General features: G+C 48.0%; 16 protein-coding genes and 2 tRNA genes. 15 read left to right on the forward strand and 3 right to left on the reverse strand.

What is annotated here, in order from left to right:
• Positions 1-645 precede the first annotated feature (645 nt).
• The 8 genes from AS030_RS20970 to tsaD all read left to right on the forward strand — a co-directional run bounded on the left by AS030_RS20970 (position 646) and on the right by tsaD (position 6,150).
• Positions 646-2,028, forward strand: a complete 1,383-nt coding sequence (locus AS030_RS20970; protein WP_061975406.1) for an amino acid permease — start codon at positions 646-648, stop codon at positions 2,026-2,028.
• A 139-nt stretch (positions 2,029-2,167) separates the two neighbouring features.
• Positions 2,168-2,244, forward strand: a tRNA-Met gene (locus tag AS030_RS20975).
• 40 nt (positions 2,245-2,284) lie between these two features.
• Positions 2,285-2,360, forward strand: a tRNA-Asp gene (locus AS030_RS20980).
• Between the two features lie 175 nt (positions 2,361-2,535).
• The gene (thiL, locus tag AS030_RS20985; protein WP_061975408.1) at positions 2,536-3,516 is read left to right on the forward strand and encodes a thiamine-phosphate kinase; all 981 of its coding nucleotides are present in this window, start codon (positions 2,536-2,538) and stop codon (positions 3,514-3,516) included.
• 14 nt (positions 3,517-3,530) lie between these two features.
• Complete coding sequence (gene tsaE / locus AS030_RS20990; protein ID WP_061975410.1) at positions 3,531-3,986, forward strand: tRNA (adenosine(37)-N6)-threonylcarbamoyltransferase complex ATPase subunit type 1 TsaE; 456 nt, start codon at positions 3,531-3,533, stop codon at positions 3,984-3,986.
• Positions 3,983-4,675 carry a tRNA (adenosine(37)-N6)-threonylcarbamoyltransferase complex dimerization subunit type 1 TsaB gene (gene tsaB, locus AS030_RS20995; protein ID WP_061975412.1) on the forward strand — a complete coding sequence of 231 codons (693 nt, stop codon included), beginning with the start codon at positions 3,983-3,985 and terminating at the stop codon, positions 4,673-4,675. The genes tsaE and tsaB overlap by 4 nt, the downstream gene beginning before the upstream one ends.
• A gap of 9 nt (positions 4,676-4,684) precedes the next feature.
• Positions 4,685-5,134 carry a ribosomal protein S18-alanine N-acetyltransferase gene (gene rimI / locus AS030_RS21000; protein WP_061975414.1) on the forward strand — a complete coding sequence of 150 codons (450 nt, stop codon included), beginning with the start codon at positions 4,685-4,687 and terminating at the stop codon, positions 5,132-5,134.
• Positions 5,134-6,150 (forward strand): tRNA (adenosine(37)-N6)-threonylcarbamoyltransferase complex transferase subunit TsaD, encoded by a 1,017-nt coding sequence (gene tsaD, locus AS030_RS21005; protein WP_061975417.1) that lies wholly within the window; start codon positions 5,134-5,136, stop codon positions 6,148-6,150. The genes rimI and tsaD overlap by 1 nt, the downstream gene beginning before the upstream one ends.
• A gap of 295 nt (positions 6,151-6,445) precedes the next feature.
• Here the strand turns inward: tsaD and AS030_RS21010 are convergent, their stop codons facing one another.
• Entirely contained in the window at positions 6,446-8,386 is a 1,941-nt protein-coding gene (locus AS030_RS21010; protein WP_061975419.1) for an ABC-F family ATP-binding cassette domain-containing protein, read from the reverse strand.
• A 233-nt stretch (positions 8,387-8,619) separates the two neighbouring features.
• Between AS030_RS21010 and moaC the strand changes: the two genes are divergently transcribed.
• From moaC to AS030_RS21040, 6 genes are all read left to right on the forward strand, one after another.
• The gene (moaC, locus tag AS030_RS21015; RefSeq protein ID WP_061975421.1) at positions 8,620-9,105 is read left to right on the forward strand and encodes a cyclic pyranopterin monophosphate synthase MoaC; all 486 of its coding nucleotides are present in this window, start codon (positions 8,620-8,622) and stop codon (positions 9,103-9,105) included.
• Between the two features lie 49 nt (positions 9,106-9,154).
• Entirely contained in the window at positions 9,155-9,802 is a 648-nt protein-coding gene (locus tag AS030_RS21020) for a redox-sensing transcriptional repressor Rex (protein WP_061975423.1), read from the forward strand.
• Positions 9,803-9,832: 30 nt separating this feature from the next.
• Positions 9,833-10,021: a twin-arginine translocase TatA/TatE family subunit gene (locus tag AS030_RS21025; protein ID WP_061975425.1), complete on the forward strand. Its 189-nt coding sequence runs from the start codon at positions 9,833-9,835 to the stop codon at positions 10,019-10,021.
• A gap of 17 nt (positions 10,022-10,038) precedes the next feature.
• Positions 10,039-10,809 carry a twin-arginine translocase subunit TatC gene (tatC, locus tag AS030_RS21030; protein ID WP_061975427.1) on the forward strand — a complete coding sequence of 257 codons (771 nt, stop codon included), beginning with the start codon at positions 10,039-10,041 and terminating at the stop codon, positions 10,807-10,809.
• 31 nt (positions 10,810-10,840) lie between these two features.
• Complete coding sequence (locus tag AS030_RS21035; RefSeq protein WP_061975429.1) at positions 10,841-11,188, forward strand: hypothetical protein; 348 nt, start codon at positions 10,841-10,843, stop codon at positions 11,186-11,188.
• 131 nt (positions 11,189-11,319) lie between these two features.
• Positions 11,320-12,789 carry a protein adenylyltransferase SelO gene (locus tag AS030_RS21040; RefSeq protein WP_061975431.1) on the forward strand — a complete coding sequence of 490 codons (1,470 nt, stop codon included), beginning with the start codon at positions 11,320-11,322 and terminating at the stop codon, positions 12,787-12,789.
• A gap of 47 nt (positions 12,790-12,836) precedes the next feature.
• Here the strand turns inward: AS030_RS21040 and AS030_RS21045 are convergent, their stop codons facing one another.
• Positions 12,837-13,037, reverse strand: a complete 201-nt coding sequence (locus AS030_RS21045; RefSeq protein WP_061975433.1) for a DUF4305 domain-containing protein — start codon at positions 13,035-13,037, stop codon at positions 12,837-12,839.
• Positions 13,037-13,750, reverse strand: a complete 714-nt coding sequence (locus AS030_RS21050; RefSeq protein ID WP_061975435.1) for a CPBP family intramembrane glutamic endopeptidase — start codon at positions 13,748-13,750, stop codon at positions 13,037-13,039. The genes AS030_RS21045 and AS030_RS21050 overlap by 1 nt, the downstream gene beginning before the upstream one ends.
• A 248-nt stretch (positions 13,751-13,998) precedes the next feature.
• Between AS030_RS21050 and groES the strand changes: the two genes are divergently transcribed.
• Positions 13,999-14,283: a co-chaperone GroES gene (groES, locus tag AS030_RS21055; protein WP_061975437.1), complete on the forward strand. Its 285-nt coding sequence runs from the start codon at positions 13,999-14,001 to the stop codon at positions 14,281-14,283.
• Positions 14,284-14,349 lie beyond the last annotated feature (66 nt).

Raw genomic sequence — 14,349 nt, forward strand, 5'->3', positions numbered from 1 at the left:
CGATGGTAGTTGGGGGCTTCCCCCTGTTAGAGTAGGACGTTGCCGGGCAAAAATTAAGCACTGTTGAGAAATCAGCGGTGCTTTTTTGTTTTGTCCAAAGATGAAAATGACGTGATATGGAAGTAAATCGTGTCGGACCGCAACTAAATTCCCGATCACCGCAACTAAATCATGTCGAAGCGCAAGTAAGAGAGGCCAACCCGCAACTAAATCAGGTCGAACCGCAAGTATCCTAGCCACCAGGGGATCAGCAGAGCCTCAAATCCTCGAACCCTCCCGCGTTCCAGCTTTGCCCTCACCAAAAAACCCCTAATTAGTCCTTTTTCTTTCCAAGTATCTTCTCCAAAGAGAGTAAACGGACCACAAAAGAGCATCAACTTAATAAAAAACCCCCTAATTAGTCTCCTTATTTTTTAAAAACCCACTAAAATGGGAGGCAAAGTTGCCCCATCGTCTCTTGTATATATTCAATTTTCTTTTTGGTTAATAAGCTGTATAATCATAGAGGCGGAGGCGAAAGAAACCCTTATTTATCAAGGGATAGGGAGATATCCTCATTAAATGAATGGGTTTGTCGAATTACATACTATATGATAGTATAAGCATGAAAGCGCTTTAATTTGAAAGCAGGGAGGACAACATGAAATGAAGCAAAAAGAGGAACTTCATCGTGGATTGGAATCAAGACATATTACGCTAATGTCACTGGGCGCCGCAATTGGTGTCGGGTTATTTTTGGGTTCAGCCAGTGCGATTAAGCTCGCTGGTCCGGCCATTCTTGTAGCCTATACCATTGCAGGAGCCGTTATGTTTCTTATTATGCGTGCACTTGGGGAGATGGCAATTCACAACCCGGTTGCCGGTTCTTTCAGCCGATATGCGAAGGATCACCTCGGGCCGCTCTCCGGCTATATCACCGGGTGGAATTACTGGTTCCTATGGGTCGTTACCTGTATGGCCGAGATTACGGCTGTGGGGATCTATATGGAGAAGTGGTTCCCGAACGTGCCGAATTGGATTTGGGCACTTGCAGCCCTCGTTATTATGGCTGCGGTAAACTTAATTACCGCCAAAGCATATGGTGAATTTGAATTCTGGTTTGCCATGATTAAGATTGTTGCCATTATCGCTTTGATTATTTCTGGTTTGGGTATTATTTTCTTTGGGTTTGGAAATCACGGAATTGCGACTGGAATCAGCAACCTCTGGTCACATGGAGGTTTTGCGCCAAACGGCTTTAAAGGTATCTTGATGTCCATGCAAATGGTCATGTTCGCCTTCCTGGGAATTGAGATGATCGGTGTAACCGCCGGGGAAGTCAAGAATCCGAAAAAGGTATTGGCACGGGCCATTAACACCGTGTTCTGGAGAATTTTATTATTCTACGTGGGTGCTTTGTTTGTCATCATGTCCATTTATCCATGGAATGAAATTGGGACAACAGGAAGCCCGTTTGTGCTTACATTTGAGAAAATTGGTATCGCTCAAGCAGCAGGTATTATCAACTTTGTAGTGTTAACAGCCGCCCTCTCCAGCTGTAACAGCGGTATTTTCAGTACGGGACGCATGCTGTTTAACCTGGCACAGCAGGAGCAGGCACCTAAAGGGCTGAAAAAGATCAGCTCCAAAGGTGTTCCATCAAAGGCCATTTTGCTTTCCGCAGGGGCTTTGCTCATTGGGGTAGTGCTTAACTACTTGTTCCCGGGTTCAGCCGTTTTTGTATGGATCACAAGTATCTCTACATTCGGTGCAATCTGGACATGGGGAACGATTCTTCTTTCTCAAATGAAGTTCAGAAGGTCATTGTCAGCGGACGAGCTTAAGGAATTGAAGTTCAAGACGCCATTCTGGCCTTACGGTTCGTATATTGCTTTAGCCTTCTTGCTGATGGTACTCGGAATCATGGGATATTTCAAAGATACACGTATTGCGCTCATCGTCGGTCCAATTTGGATCTTGGGGCTTGTAGCCTTTTATTATGGAAAAGGGCTTCATAAAAAGAATAAAGATGAGACGAAAGTGGCATAATAAGAATCAGTTGTATGCCAGCGATTACGCTGGCGTGCAACTTCCTTAAAAAAAGGGAAAAAAGGGTTGCATGAAAACGAATTCCATGATATAGTTATTATTGTCGACTCGGACATACAAATGAATTACTTTTTATCATCGCGGGGTGGAGCAGTCTGGTAGCTCGTTGGGCTCATAACCCAAAGGTCGCAGGTTCAAATCCTGTCCCCGCAACCAATTTTAATTTCTGGCATCACAGTCAAGAAATATAGCCAATGGACTCGTGGTGTAGCGGTTAACATGCCTGCCTGTCACGCAGGAGATCGCCGGTTCGATCCCGGTCGGGTCCGCCATCTTTTAAACGTAAACGAAACAATTTGTTTCGTGTTTTTTTATGTAAAAATAGGTTTTTTCGGTGAAATAAGATAAACTAATAAAAGACACATAACCCTTAGGATCTCAGATGCCTAGGGTTTTTTCATAAGTTAAAAATGTTCAAATCAAATTCGCAAAGGAAAGGTACATACGATGCGGGATGAGTTTGAGTGGATTAAAACAATCAGTCCGGCTGGCCACCGCCAGTCGTCTGTCATACAGGGAATCGGCGATGATGCGGCCCTTGTTCAAGGTTCATCGTGGGATCAGATTGTATGCCTGGACACGATGGTGGAAGGTATCCATTTCACGAGTGAGACGATGACCCCTTATCATGTGGGCTATAAGTCACTGGCTGCCAACATCAGTGATATTGCGGCCATGGGCGGTGTTCCGCTCTACTATCTGGTTTCCATTGCGATTCCGTCTAGCTGGGAGGAAGAGGACCTTTCTCAGGTTTATAAAGGGATGGCTGACTTAGCAGAAGCCTACGATATGGACCTGATTGGCGGGGACACGGTTTCGACCAAAGGGCCGCTTGTTTTGTCGGTTACCATCATGGGGCAAGTGGAGCCCGGCAGAAAACTGCTGAGAAGCAATGCCAGGCCGGGTGACGTGGTGTTTTTATCCGGGCCTGTCGGTGATTCGGCAGGCGGCCTGGATCTGTTGTTGAAACGGTCGTTAACAGGTCCCTTTACCGCGGAAGAAAAACAACTCGTAAAAGCGCACCAGCTTCCCGAGCCGCATGTGGGGCAGGGACGGATCTTGGCTGCCTCCGACAAACGGGTGTCGCTGAATGACATTAGTGACGGTGTGGCAAGCGAGGCGAATGAGATTGCCGAAGCGAGCGGTGCAGTTCTTACCCTCTTTCATGACAAGCTTCCCAGGAGTCCGGTTCTCCAGATGTACCCCGAGGATCAACAGGATCAATGGATCTTTTTCGGCGGAGAGGACTATAAGCTGATTGGGACGATGTCTCCAAACGACTTTGCACAGGCAGAAGCTGCTTGTAAGAAGGGGGGATATACGTTAACCGTCATCGGCGAGGTTTCCAGCGGGGAGCCCGGTGTGCGGCTTAAAAAGGGATCACACGTGGAACCACTATTGAAGGCGGGATACAATCATTTTTCGTAATAGAGGTGCATCACATGGAACAGTTAATAATAAGTACAACCTCTCCTGAAGAGACGGCGGAACTGGCGGAAAAGCTCGGAACCCTGCTTCAGGCCGGTGATGTTCTGACACTCGAAGGAGATTTGGGTGCGGGCAAAACGACCTTTACCAAGGGTTTGGCCAAGGGTCTCGGAGTTAAACGGGTCGTCAATTCGCCAACCTTCACGATCATTAAAGAATACAATGGGCGCGTGCCTTTTTATCATATGGATGTGTACCGGCTGGAAGACAGTGACGAGGATCTCGGATTTGAGGAGTATTTTGAAGGCGAAGGAGTAACGGTGGTCGAGTGGGCACAGTTCATTGCCGACCGTCTTCCGGAAGAACGATTAACTATTGATATCCGGCGTACGGGAGATGAGACAAGGGAATTAAAGTTTACTCCTGACGGTGAACGGTTTATTAAGGTATGTAAGGAGTTAGAAGAATGAAAGCTCTGGCGATCGACACCTCCAACCTCGTAATGGGAATTGCGGTGCTGGATGGCGAAAAAGTGATCGGTGAATATATTACTAATTTAAAAAAAAATCATTCTGTTCGGGTGATGCCGGCGATTCATGACGTCATGAAAGAAGCCAACGTAAAGCCGGCCGAGCTGGACCGGATTATTACAGCGAAAGGGCCGGGCTCCTATACCGGTGTAAGAATCGGGGTAACCATCGCCAAAACGATGGCCTGGACGCTGAAAAAAGAACTAGTCGGGGTCTCAAGCCTGGAAGTGGTCGCGCAAAACGGCAAGTATTTTGGCGGGTATGTCTGTCCGCTGTTTGATGCCAGACGCGCCCAGCTGTATACAGGGCTGTATGGCAAAAAAGACGGACAGTTCCAAACGGTAAAGGAGGATCGTCTGGTGTTGCGGGAGAACTGGTTAAACGAGCTGAAAAAGCTGGATCAGCCGGTTCTGTTTTTAGGGAATGACCTTGATCTACACAAGGAACGGATTTCCGAGGAGCTTGGCGAACAGGCGGTGTTTGGAAGCGCTGCGGACCACAATCCACGCCCGTCCGAATTGGGTAGAATCGGTATGGAACGCGAGCCGGAACCGGTTCATCATTTTGTGCCGAGTTACCTTCAGCTTGCAGAAGCGGAAGCCAATTGGCTGGCAGCTCAGAAAAAGTAGGTGCGAAACATGGAGGAGACGTTCACATACAGGTTGGCAACGGTTCATGATCTTCAGGATATTATAGAGATTGAACATGCTTCCTTTACGCTGCCCTGGACGCAGGAGGCGTTTTACAACGAGATTGTGCATAATCAATTTGCCTATTATCTTTTGATCGAGGCAGACGGCAGGACGGTTGGTTACTGCGGTGTCTGGGTGATCATTGATGATGCGCATATCACCAATGTGGCGATCCGTCCCGAATACCGGGGCAGAAAGCTCGGAGAAGCGATTATGCGCCAGGCGATGCATCTGGCCGGAAGGTATGGTGCAGCAAGGCTGAGCCTTGAGGTTAGAGTGACCAATTATGTGGCACAGAATTTATACCGCAAGCTCGGTTTCCAGGATGGCGGTATCCGAAAAAATTATTACAGCGACAACGGGGAAGACGCGTTAGTCATGTGGGTGATGCTTTAATGAAACTAGATGAAATCATATTATCAATTGAAACGAGCTGTGACGAAACAGCTGTGGCACTGATCAAAAACGGCACCGAGATTCTCGCAAATGTTGTGGCTTCACAGATTGAAAGCCATAAACGGTTCGGCGGGGTGGTTCCGGAAATAGCTTCACGCCATCATGTGGAACAGATGACGGTCGTGACGGAGGAAGCATTACAGCAGGCAGGGCTGACGATGGACGACGTGACCGCTGTGGCGGTAACGGAAGGTCCGGGGCTTGTCGGAGCGCTTTTGATCGGAGTGAACGCAGCCAAGGCGCTGGCGTTTGCTCATGGTCTGCCGCTGGTGCCGGTGCATCATATTGCGGGTCATATCTATGCTAACCGCCTGATCACTGAAATGAAGTTTCCACTCTTGGCCCTTGTAGTTTCAGGAGGGCATACCGAACTTGTTCTGATGAAAGAGCACGGATCATTTGAGGTGATTGGCGAGACGCGGGACGACGCAGCGGGAGAAGCCTATGACAAAGTAGCTCGTACGCTCAACCTTCCGTATCCGGGAGGTCCGCATATCGATAAGCTCGCACAAAACGGGGAACCGGTGCTGAAGCTTCCTCGGGCCTGGCTTGAGCCGGATTCGTATGACTTCAGCTTCAGCGGACTTAAATCGGCTGTGATCAATACGGTTCATAATGCCGCCCAGCGCGGAGAAACTATCCGACCAGAAGACCTGGCCGCAAGTTTCCAGGCTTCCGTCGTCGAAGTGCTTGTGGAAAAAACCGCACGTGCCGCACGGGAATATGACGTCAAGCAAGTGTTGCTGGCTGGTGGTGTAGCGGCGAACCAGGGACTGCGCAAGGCGCTGGCAGAGCGTTTCTCGGATCTTCCACAGGAGCTTGTCGTTCCGCCGCTTTACTTATGCACAGATAACGCAGCGATGATTGGTGCTGCGGGCAGTGTAGCTTATCAAAAAGGCAAAAGAGCCGACTGGGCGCTCAATGGCGTGCCGGGCCTGGATCTGGAAGCTCAATAAATCGAGAAAATCCCTTCTTATCAACAGGTAAGAAGGGATTTTATTGTTCTTTGCTCCTCATTGTGGATGTGGACAAACTTATCCACAGGTCAGACGAATTTGTGTGTAAATAAAATGAAAGCAGAAAAACCACGAATTCCAGCTGTGTATAAAATTCTGTGGATAACTATCAATCGACCTGTGGATAATGTGCATAAGTGTGTGAATTGTGGATTTTTCTCCTGTTTTTATGTGTATAAGTATGTGGATACTGTGAATTGTTTAAAAAATAAAACAATGGCACTTGGCCATTGTTTTAATTCTCTTCTTGAAGTTGTTCCCATTCTTCCATCAACTGTTCCATCTCGGCGCTCAGTGCCTCGATCTGCTCATTGTGATCCTGCGTTTTTTCATAGTCCTGAAAGATCTCAGGATCGCACAAGGCTTCTTCGTGCTCGGCCTGGCGTGCTTCAAGGGTTTCAAGAAGGCCTTCAATTTCTTCAATCCTTCTCAGGCGTTTCCGGTCTTCCCGTTTGGCGGCTTTATCCTGACGATAGCTGCCGATGGGTGGTTCATCTGTTTTGGCGGAAGGGGCAGAGGCTTCCTGGCTTTTTTTCAGGTATTCTTCCCGTTCTCTCGTTTCTGTTTTCTTATCCACATAATAATCGTAGTCACCGAGATAGTTTGTGATTTGGGTGCGCGACAGTTCGGCGACCTTTGTTGCGATCCTGTTGATAAAGTAACGGTCATGGGAAACAAAGACGATCGTTCCCGGATAATTGATCAATGCCTGCTCGAGGACTTCCTTGCTGTCGAGGTCCAGGTGGTTCGTCGGTTCGTCCAGAAGAAGCAGATTCGCTTTTTGCATCATCAGCTTGGCAAGAGCGAGCCGTGCTTTTTGGCCGCCGCTCAGCTCGTTGACAAGCTTTAGTACATCGTCACCGCTAAACAGAAAGTTTCCGAGAACGGTGCGAATCTCTTTTTCCGTTTTGTCCGGATATTCATCCCACAGCTCGTTCAGCAGGGTTTTCCGGGAGTTCAGGTTGGCCTGCTCCTGCTCGTAATGGCCGATCTTCACATTGGCTCCGTACCGGATGGTGCCGTCAAGGAGTGGCAGCTGTTTTAAAACGGCCTTCAGCAGGGTGGACTTGCCGATACCGTTCGGCCCGACAAGCGCTACCGCATCCTGACGGGATACATCGTAATTGATGTTGGTGATGAGCGGCACTCCGTCCTCATAGCCCGTGGCCACATGTTCAAGCTTCAGCACGTCATTCCCGCTCTGCCGCTCAATATCAAACATGAAGGAAGCCGACTTCTCATCACCGAGCGGCCTGTCCATCACTTCCATACGCTCGAGCTGTTTTCTTCGGCTTTGCGCACGTTTGGTGGTGGAGGCACGAACCAGGTTTTTCTGGACAAAGTCCTGCAGCTTGGCGATTTCGTCCTGCTGCTTTTCGTACGCCTTCATGTCGAGCGCGAGCCGCTCGGCCTTCTGCTCCAGAAACTGCGTGTAGTTTCCTTTGTATTTGAAGGAGCGATGCCGGGTAATTTCATAGACCGTCGTTACGATTTTGTCCAGGAAATAACGGTCATGGGATACGAGCAGAATGGCGCCCGGATAGGACTGCAGGTATTGCTCCAGCCAGGAAAGCGTCTCGATGTCCAGATGGTTGGTCGGCTCATCAAGGATCAAAAGATCCGGCTTGGTAAGGAGCAGCTTGGCCAGGGCCAGCCGTGTTTTCTGTCCGCCGCTTAAGGTTGCGACAGGTGTTGCAGGGTCAAAGTCTGCGAACTGAAACCCGTGGAGGACGGTCCGCATTTCCGCTTCGTACTGATAGCCTCCCGCTTCTTTAAATGTGATCTGCAGCTCGTCATACTCCTTTAGGAGTTTATTGTAGCTGTTTTCGTCTTCAATCAGCGCAGGGTCGCCCATGCGGCTTTCCATGCTGCGCAGCTGTCTTTCCATTTTACGAAGCGGTTCAAACACACTCAGCATCTCATCCCAGATAGAGAGGCTTGATTCAAGGCCGGTGTGCTGTGCGAGATAGCCCACCTTGACTCCTTTTGGCATAATAAGCTGTCCGGAGTCATAGGACAGGTCGCCCGTTATGATCTTCAACAGCGTGGATTTGCCCGCTCCGTTTCTTCCAACAAGCGCGATTCTGTCGCGTGTTTGGACTTCGAGCTTAATATTCGATAAAATAGGGTCAGCCCCAAACGATTTTGTTAAGTCATTCACTTGCAAAATAATCACTGTACGTCACCTCAAATTCCTGTCAACAAAACATCAGGAAACAGACGGGGTGCAAACGACAAAAAATGCACGGGGTTACGCCTGTTTTGCTGTAATCTGTCTACTCTTAGTGTAGCCTACAAAAGCAAAGCCGGGCAACTAATCAATGTTCAACATATTGTTATATATTGAGAGAAGAAGCAACTGCCATTCTATAATAAGATCGTGTATATTTTAGGAAGAAGGAGTAGGATATGGGATCTTTTACGCATTTTAACGAACAGGGACGAGCAAAAATGGTGGATATTTCGGACAAGGATGTGACGGTCCGCACCGCTGTGGCCCACAGCTCGATTTTTGTGAATCCGGAAATCTACACAAAGATCACCGAAGGTTCCTTCAAAAAAGGAGATGTGCTCGCTGTGGCACAGGTGGCCGGCATCATGGCGGCCAAAAAAACCTCCGACTGGATTCCGATGTGCCATCCGCTCGCTCTTACGGGTGTGGATATTTCCTTTCAGTGGGAAAAAGAGGACGAGGGATACCGGCTGCATATTGAAGCAGCGGTGAAAACAAAGGGCAATACCGGGGTTGAAATGGAAGCCTTGACGGCGGCAAGTGCTGCTGCTCTGACCGTTTATGATATGTGCAAGGCGGTTGATAAAGGAATGGTCATTGGACCGACTTATCTTCAGAGTAAAACCGGGGGAAAAAACGGGGATTTTCAACGTTCCAAGTAAAAAATATGATAAACTATAGATAAGCTTTCTGAATTGTGGAGGCTACAAAATGACTCAAGAACAGATAAAGATACCGCAAGCAACCGCGAAGAGACTGCCGCTGTATTACCGCTTTTTAAAGAACCTTTCCATTTCCGGAAAGCAGCGTGTATCCTCGGCAGAGCTAAGCGAAGCAGTAAAAGTAGATTCAGCAACCATCCGAAGGGATTTTTCCTATTTTGGCGCACTTGGAAAAAAAGGATATGGCTATAACGTGAATTACCTGTTATCCTTTTTCCGGAAAACGCTTAATCAGGATGAAGTGACGAAGGTTGCCTTGATTGGCGTCGGGAATTTAGGTACCGCTTTCCTTCACTATAACTTTATTAAAAACAACAATACGGTCATCCAGGTCGCATTTGACGTGGATCCGGACAAGGTTGGTAAGGAAGTAGCGGGAGTTCCGGTTCATTCGATCGACAATATGGTCGATGAGCTCCGGGAAAGTGATGTGGAGGTGGCCATTTTGACCGTACCGGTCGGTGTTGCCCAGCATACGGCGGACAAGCTGGCTGATGCGGGGATTAAAGGCCTGTTAAATTTCACGCCGGCGCGCCTGACCTTGCCTCCTGAAATCAGGGTGCACCATATTGACCTGGCTGTGGAATTACAGTCATTGATTTATTTTATGAAGCATTATCCGTCAGATGAAATATAGAAGTTCAAATTACTTGAAGGAGGAACTGGGATGATTGGAACAGGCAGTGCAATTGTGATTGCAGCGGCAGCATTAGTCATGTTTGGACCGAAAAAGCTTCCGGAACTCGGACGTGCAGCAGGAAGAACGCTAAGAGAGTTCAAGAATGCCACACAAGGGCTCATGGACGATGATGATAAGAAAGAGAAAGAGTCTTCTAAAACGCACGAACAGAAGTAGCAGTTAGGATGAACATCATGACAGAAAAAAACATGTCGGTCTATGATCATCTGGGAGAATTAAGAAACCGCATCATCATCACGGCGGCTTTCTTTTTTATCTTTATGGTTGTAGGTCTCTTTTTTGCCAAACCCGTCATTGTATACTTGCAAAGTGATCCTGTGGCACAAGACATTCAAATGAACGCCTTCAATCTAACGGACCCGCTGAAAGTGTATTTTGATTTTTCATTTATCATTGCACTTCTGCTCACACTTCCTGTAGGGCTCTACCAAATCTGGGCCTTCATTAGCCCGGGTCTATTTGAGAATGAAAGAAAGGTCACGCTCTCGTACATTCCTATTTCGTTCCTATTGTTCGCGGCCGGCCTGTCTTTTGCCTATTTCATTCTTTTCCCGATGGTGGTTCACTTCATGTCGAACATTGCCGATTCCCTGAACGTCGAAGGGGAGTACGGGATCAACGAATACTTTTCTTTTTTATTTGGGCTTATCCTGCCGTTCGGGCTGCTGTTTCAGTTCCCGGTCCTCATCATGTTCCTGACGAGGCTCGGTCTGATCACCCCACAGTTCCTGAGGAAGATCAGGAAGTTTTCGTATTTCGGCATTCTTGTTATTGCCGGGATCATCAGCCCGCCTGAATTGATTTCACATTTAACCATTACCGTTCCACTGATCATTCTGTACGAAATCAGCATCATGATCTCAGCCAACGCCTACAAAAAGAGGCTGAGAGCGGAAGAAGAAGCCAGACTTGATTTGGAGCTGAATGAAACACATCCCGACTAAAGGGTGTGTTTTTTTGTTTTGGTGATCATTGGTGCCTTTGAGGGTAGTTGATATCCGTGGGCGGGCGCTGAGCCTTACCGGCGTAAACGCCTCCCTTACCGGCGTAAACGCCTCCCTTACCGGCGTAAACGCCTCCCTTACCGGCGTAAACGCCTACCTTACCGGCGTAAACGCCTACCTTACCGGCGTAAACGCCTACCTTACCGGCGTAAACGCCTACCTGGTCTCATCTGTACCGTTTTTACTGCTGGACAAGGAACGCCTCGGCAGCGATCCATCGCACGAAGAAAATGTGGTGTTCATTTTCGAGGAGTCTCGCACCTTGCACTTCAATCAACCGCATGGGGGCATTTTACCAATCCAAAACTCCTCGCTGTAAAATAGGATAGAGAAGTGAACGTGTCGATCATGGTCGAAAAGGGAATACTTAGAAAATAGCCCTTATAAATGGACACCTAGAGCGGGTTTACTGATAATGAAAGATAAATCAGAAGAAGAGAAGGAGATAGGATGACACAAGAAAAAGTAAATGCAGTCGGGTGGAAGTTGGAAAATACTTACGCTGAATTGCCGAAAGCATTTTTCTCCATCATCAAGGTAAAACCGGTGGATTCACCTGAGATGGTTGTTTTGAACCACTCGCTGGCGGAGTCTCTCGGTTTAAACGCCAAGGTGGTTGAGGGCGAGGAAGGGGTTCAGGTATTTGCCGGAAATGAGGTTCCAGAAGGATCAGTGCCGCTGGCTCAAGCTTATGCCGGGCATCAGTTTGGGAATTTTACGATGCTTGGGGACGGACGGGCTCTCCTGATCGGAGAACAAATGACGCCAGACGGGAAGCGATATGATATCCAGCTGAAGGGTTCCGGACGGACGCCCTACTCCCGGGGAGGCGATGGACGGGCCGCGCTTGGGCCGATGCTTCGTGAATATATCATTTCGGAAGCGATGCACGGGCTTGGCATCCCGACGACCCGCAGTTTGGCGGTTGTTACGTCGGGAGAGCCGATTTACCGTGAAAGCCAATTGACCGGAGCGATTATGACCCGCGTAGCAGCATCTCATCTTCGGGTAGGAACGTTCGAATACGGTGCGAATTTTGCCGAAAAGGAAGATTTGAAAGCGTTGGCCGATTATGCGATTGAACGGCACTATCCGGAAATCAAAAAAGATAAAAATCCGTATGTGTCTCTGCTTCGTGAAGTGCAGAAGCGCCAAGCGGCACTCATCGCCAAATGGCAGATGATCGGATTTATTCACGGGGTGATGAATACCGATAACATGACGATCAGCGGGGAGACGATTGATTACGGCCCATGCGCGTTTATGGATACGTATAATCCGGCAACCGTCTTCAGTTCAATCGATGTGCAGGGCCGCTACGCGTACGGCAATCAGCCGCCGATCGCCGGTTGGAACATTACCCGCTTTGCGGAAGCTCTTTTGCCGTTGTTCCACGACAACCAGGAGAAGGCGATTCAGCTCGCACAGGACGTGCTTTCGGAATATCCTCTCGCGTTTAATACCGCTTGGGTGAAGGGGATGAGGTGCAAGCTTGGTTTGTTTAATGAAGAGGAAGCGGATGAAGCTTTGATTCTCGATCTGCTGAAAATCATGCACAAAGAAAAGGCAGATTATACGAACACATTCCGCGCCCTTACTCTTGATGACCGAAAGTTCTCTCTGTTTGTGTACCAGGACTTTCAGGAATGGGAGAAGCGCTGGCAAGAGCGGCGCAAAAGGCAGCCGGAATCCCAAAAAGAATCGAAAGACCTGATGTGCAAGCATAACCCTGCCATCATTCCACGAAATCATAGGGTGGAAGAGGCGCTTAAAGCGGCAGAAGAAGGAAATCTGAGTGTAATGGAGAAATTAGTATCTGTACTGAAAGATCCGTATGCTTATTCGAAAGAGCAGGAAGAATACAGTGCACCGCCGCCTCCATCCGAGGCCATGAGTTACCAAACGTTTTGCGGAACATGAAGATAAAAAAATCCGGCTGAGAAATGAACGTCCAGCCGGATTTCTTTTTACTTCTTGTATTTTTTTATGTGACGGTGCAGCCGGTAGTATTTGATCGCGTTGGCGAAATCAAATGTGGCCACGAGCATGGTAATGAGTGTCCAGATTCCGGTGACGCCGTATTCCGACGAATAGTGGATGGCGAGCCAGGTGAATAGGACACCCATAACCGTGTACAACCCGCTCATAAAAAATGGTGATGTTCTCATTAGAAAAGTCCCCCAATAATCATCTGCATTTTCTCGGCCTTATCCTGTAAGTCATTGATCTTGTCAGCGAATATCACCTGCACAAGCATCACGAGTGTATTCATGGAGACATGGGCGACAATGGGAACAAGCAACCGTTTTGTTTTTACATACAAAAAAGCAAAGACAAAGCCCATGGCTGTATAAACGAGCAGGTGGGTAAAGTCGAAGTGAACAGCTGCGAAAATTAGGGAGCTAATGATAGCAGCAATGACAAAGTTAAACCGTCTATACAGACTGCCAAAAATAATCTTACGGAAAATAATTTCTTCCAAAATCGGTCCAGCAATGGACGTTACGATCATAAAGTAGGGAGTCGCCTTGGCAATCTTGACAAGCATCTCGGTGTTCTCCGATCCCTGCTTGATGCCAAACACATTGATTTCAATGATGCCGGCAACAATCTGTGCGCCGTAGGCGAGGAAAATCCCCCCGATGGCCCACCCGACTGCTGATGCCCCTGAAACGCGGCCGCCCCGAAGCGCCGGGTCTTTCATGTCAGGAATGAGCAGCAAGAGCACAATTACGAGGGCAACGAGAAAGCTGATGGTTCCCCAAAGGCCGGCCCAGTGTTCCCGCGGAACGTTCAGCGAGTTTAAGATCGGGTAGCCGACGTAGCCCGAAAGCTGCATCAGGATATAAGTCAGTACGATCCATAAATAGCGCTTCGTCAATGTAGAATTTCTCCTTTAATCAAGTTCAGTTGGGTCATGTTTTCAGCATGCCCATGTATCTCTTTATTCTAACATAGATTGCTTGAAAACATGGCATGATACCCCTTTCAGAAAATTTTCGAGAATTTTTAAGGTCATGCTTGCAAAGTGGAAAAAAATTATTTAATATAGGAAATGGAGTTAGCACTCAGTAAATCAGAGTGCTAATAATAATAAAACTTTCTAATATTTTGAGGAGGGTGTTTCACTTGTTAAAGCCACTAGGTGATCGCATTGTGATTGAGCTTGTAGAAGGTGAAGAAAAGACTGCAAGCGGGATCGTACTACCAGACTCTGCAAAGGAAAAGCCGCAAGAAGGCAAAGTTGTTGCAGTAGGTACAGGCCGCGTAACTGAGCAAGGAGAACGCGTAGCACTAGAAGTCTCTCAAGGAGATTCTATCATCTTTTCAAAATACGCAGGAACTGAAGTGAAGTATCAAGGTAAAGAGTACCTTATCCTTCGTGAAACGGATGTATTGGCTGTAATCGGCTAATACCGGCATAACAACAGAACAGCTACATAGGTAGCTTTTAAAAATTCAACTATTTATAGGAGGGTT

The sequence above is a fragment of the Fictibacillus enclensis genome (genome assembly GCF_001457035.1).
GTDB classification, from domain to species: Bacteria; Bacillota; Bacilli; order Bacillales; family Fictibacillaceae; genus Fictibacillus_C; species Fictibacillus_C enclensis.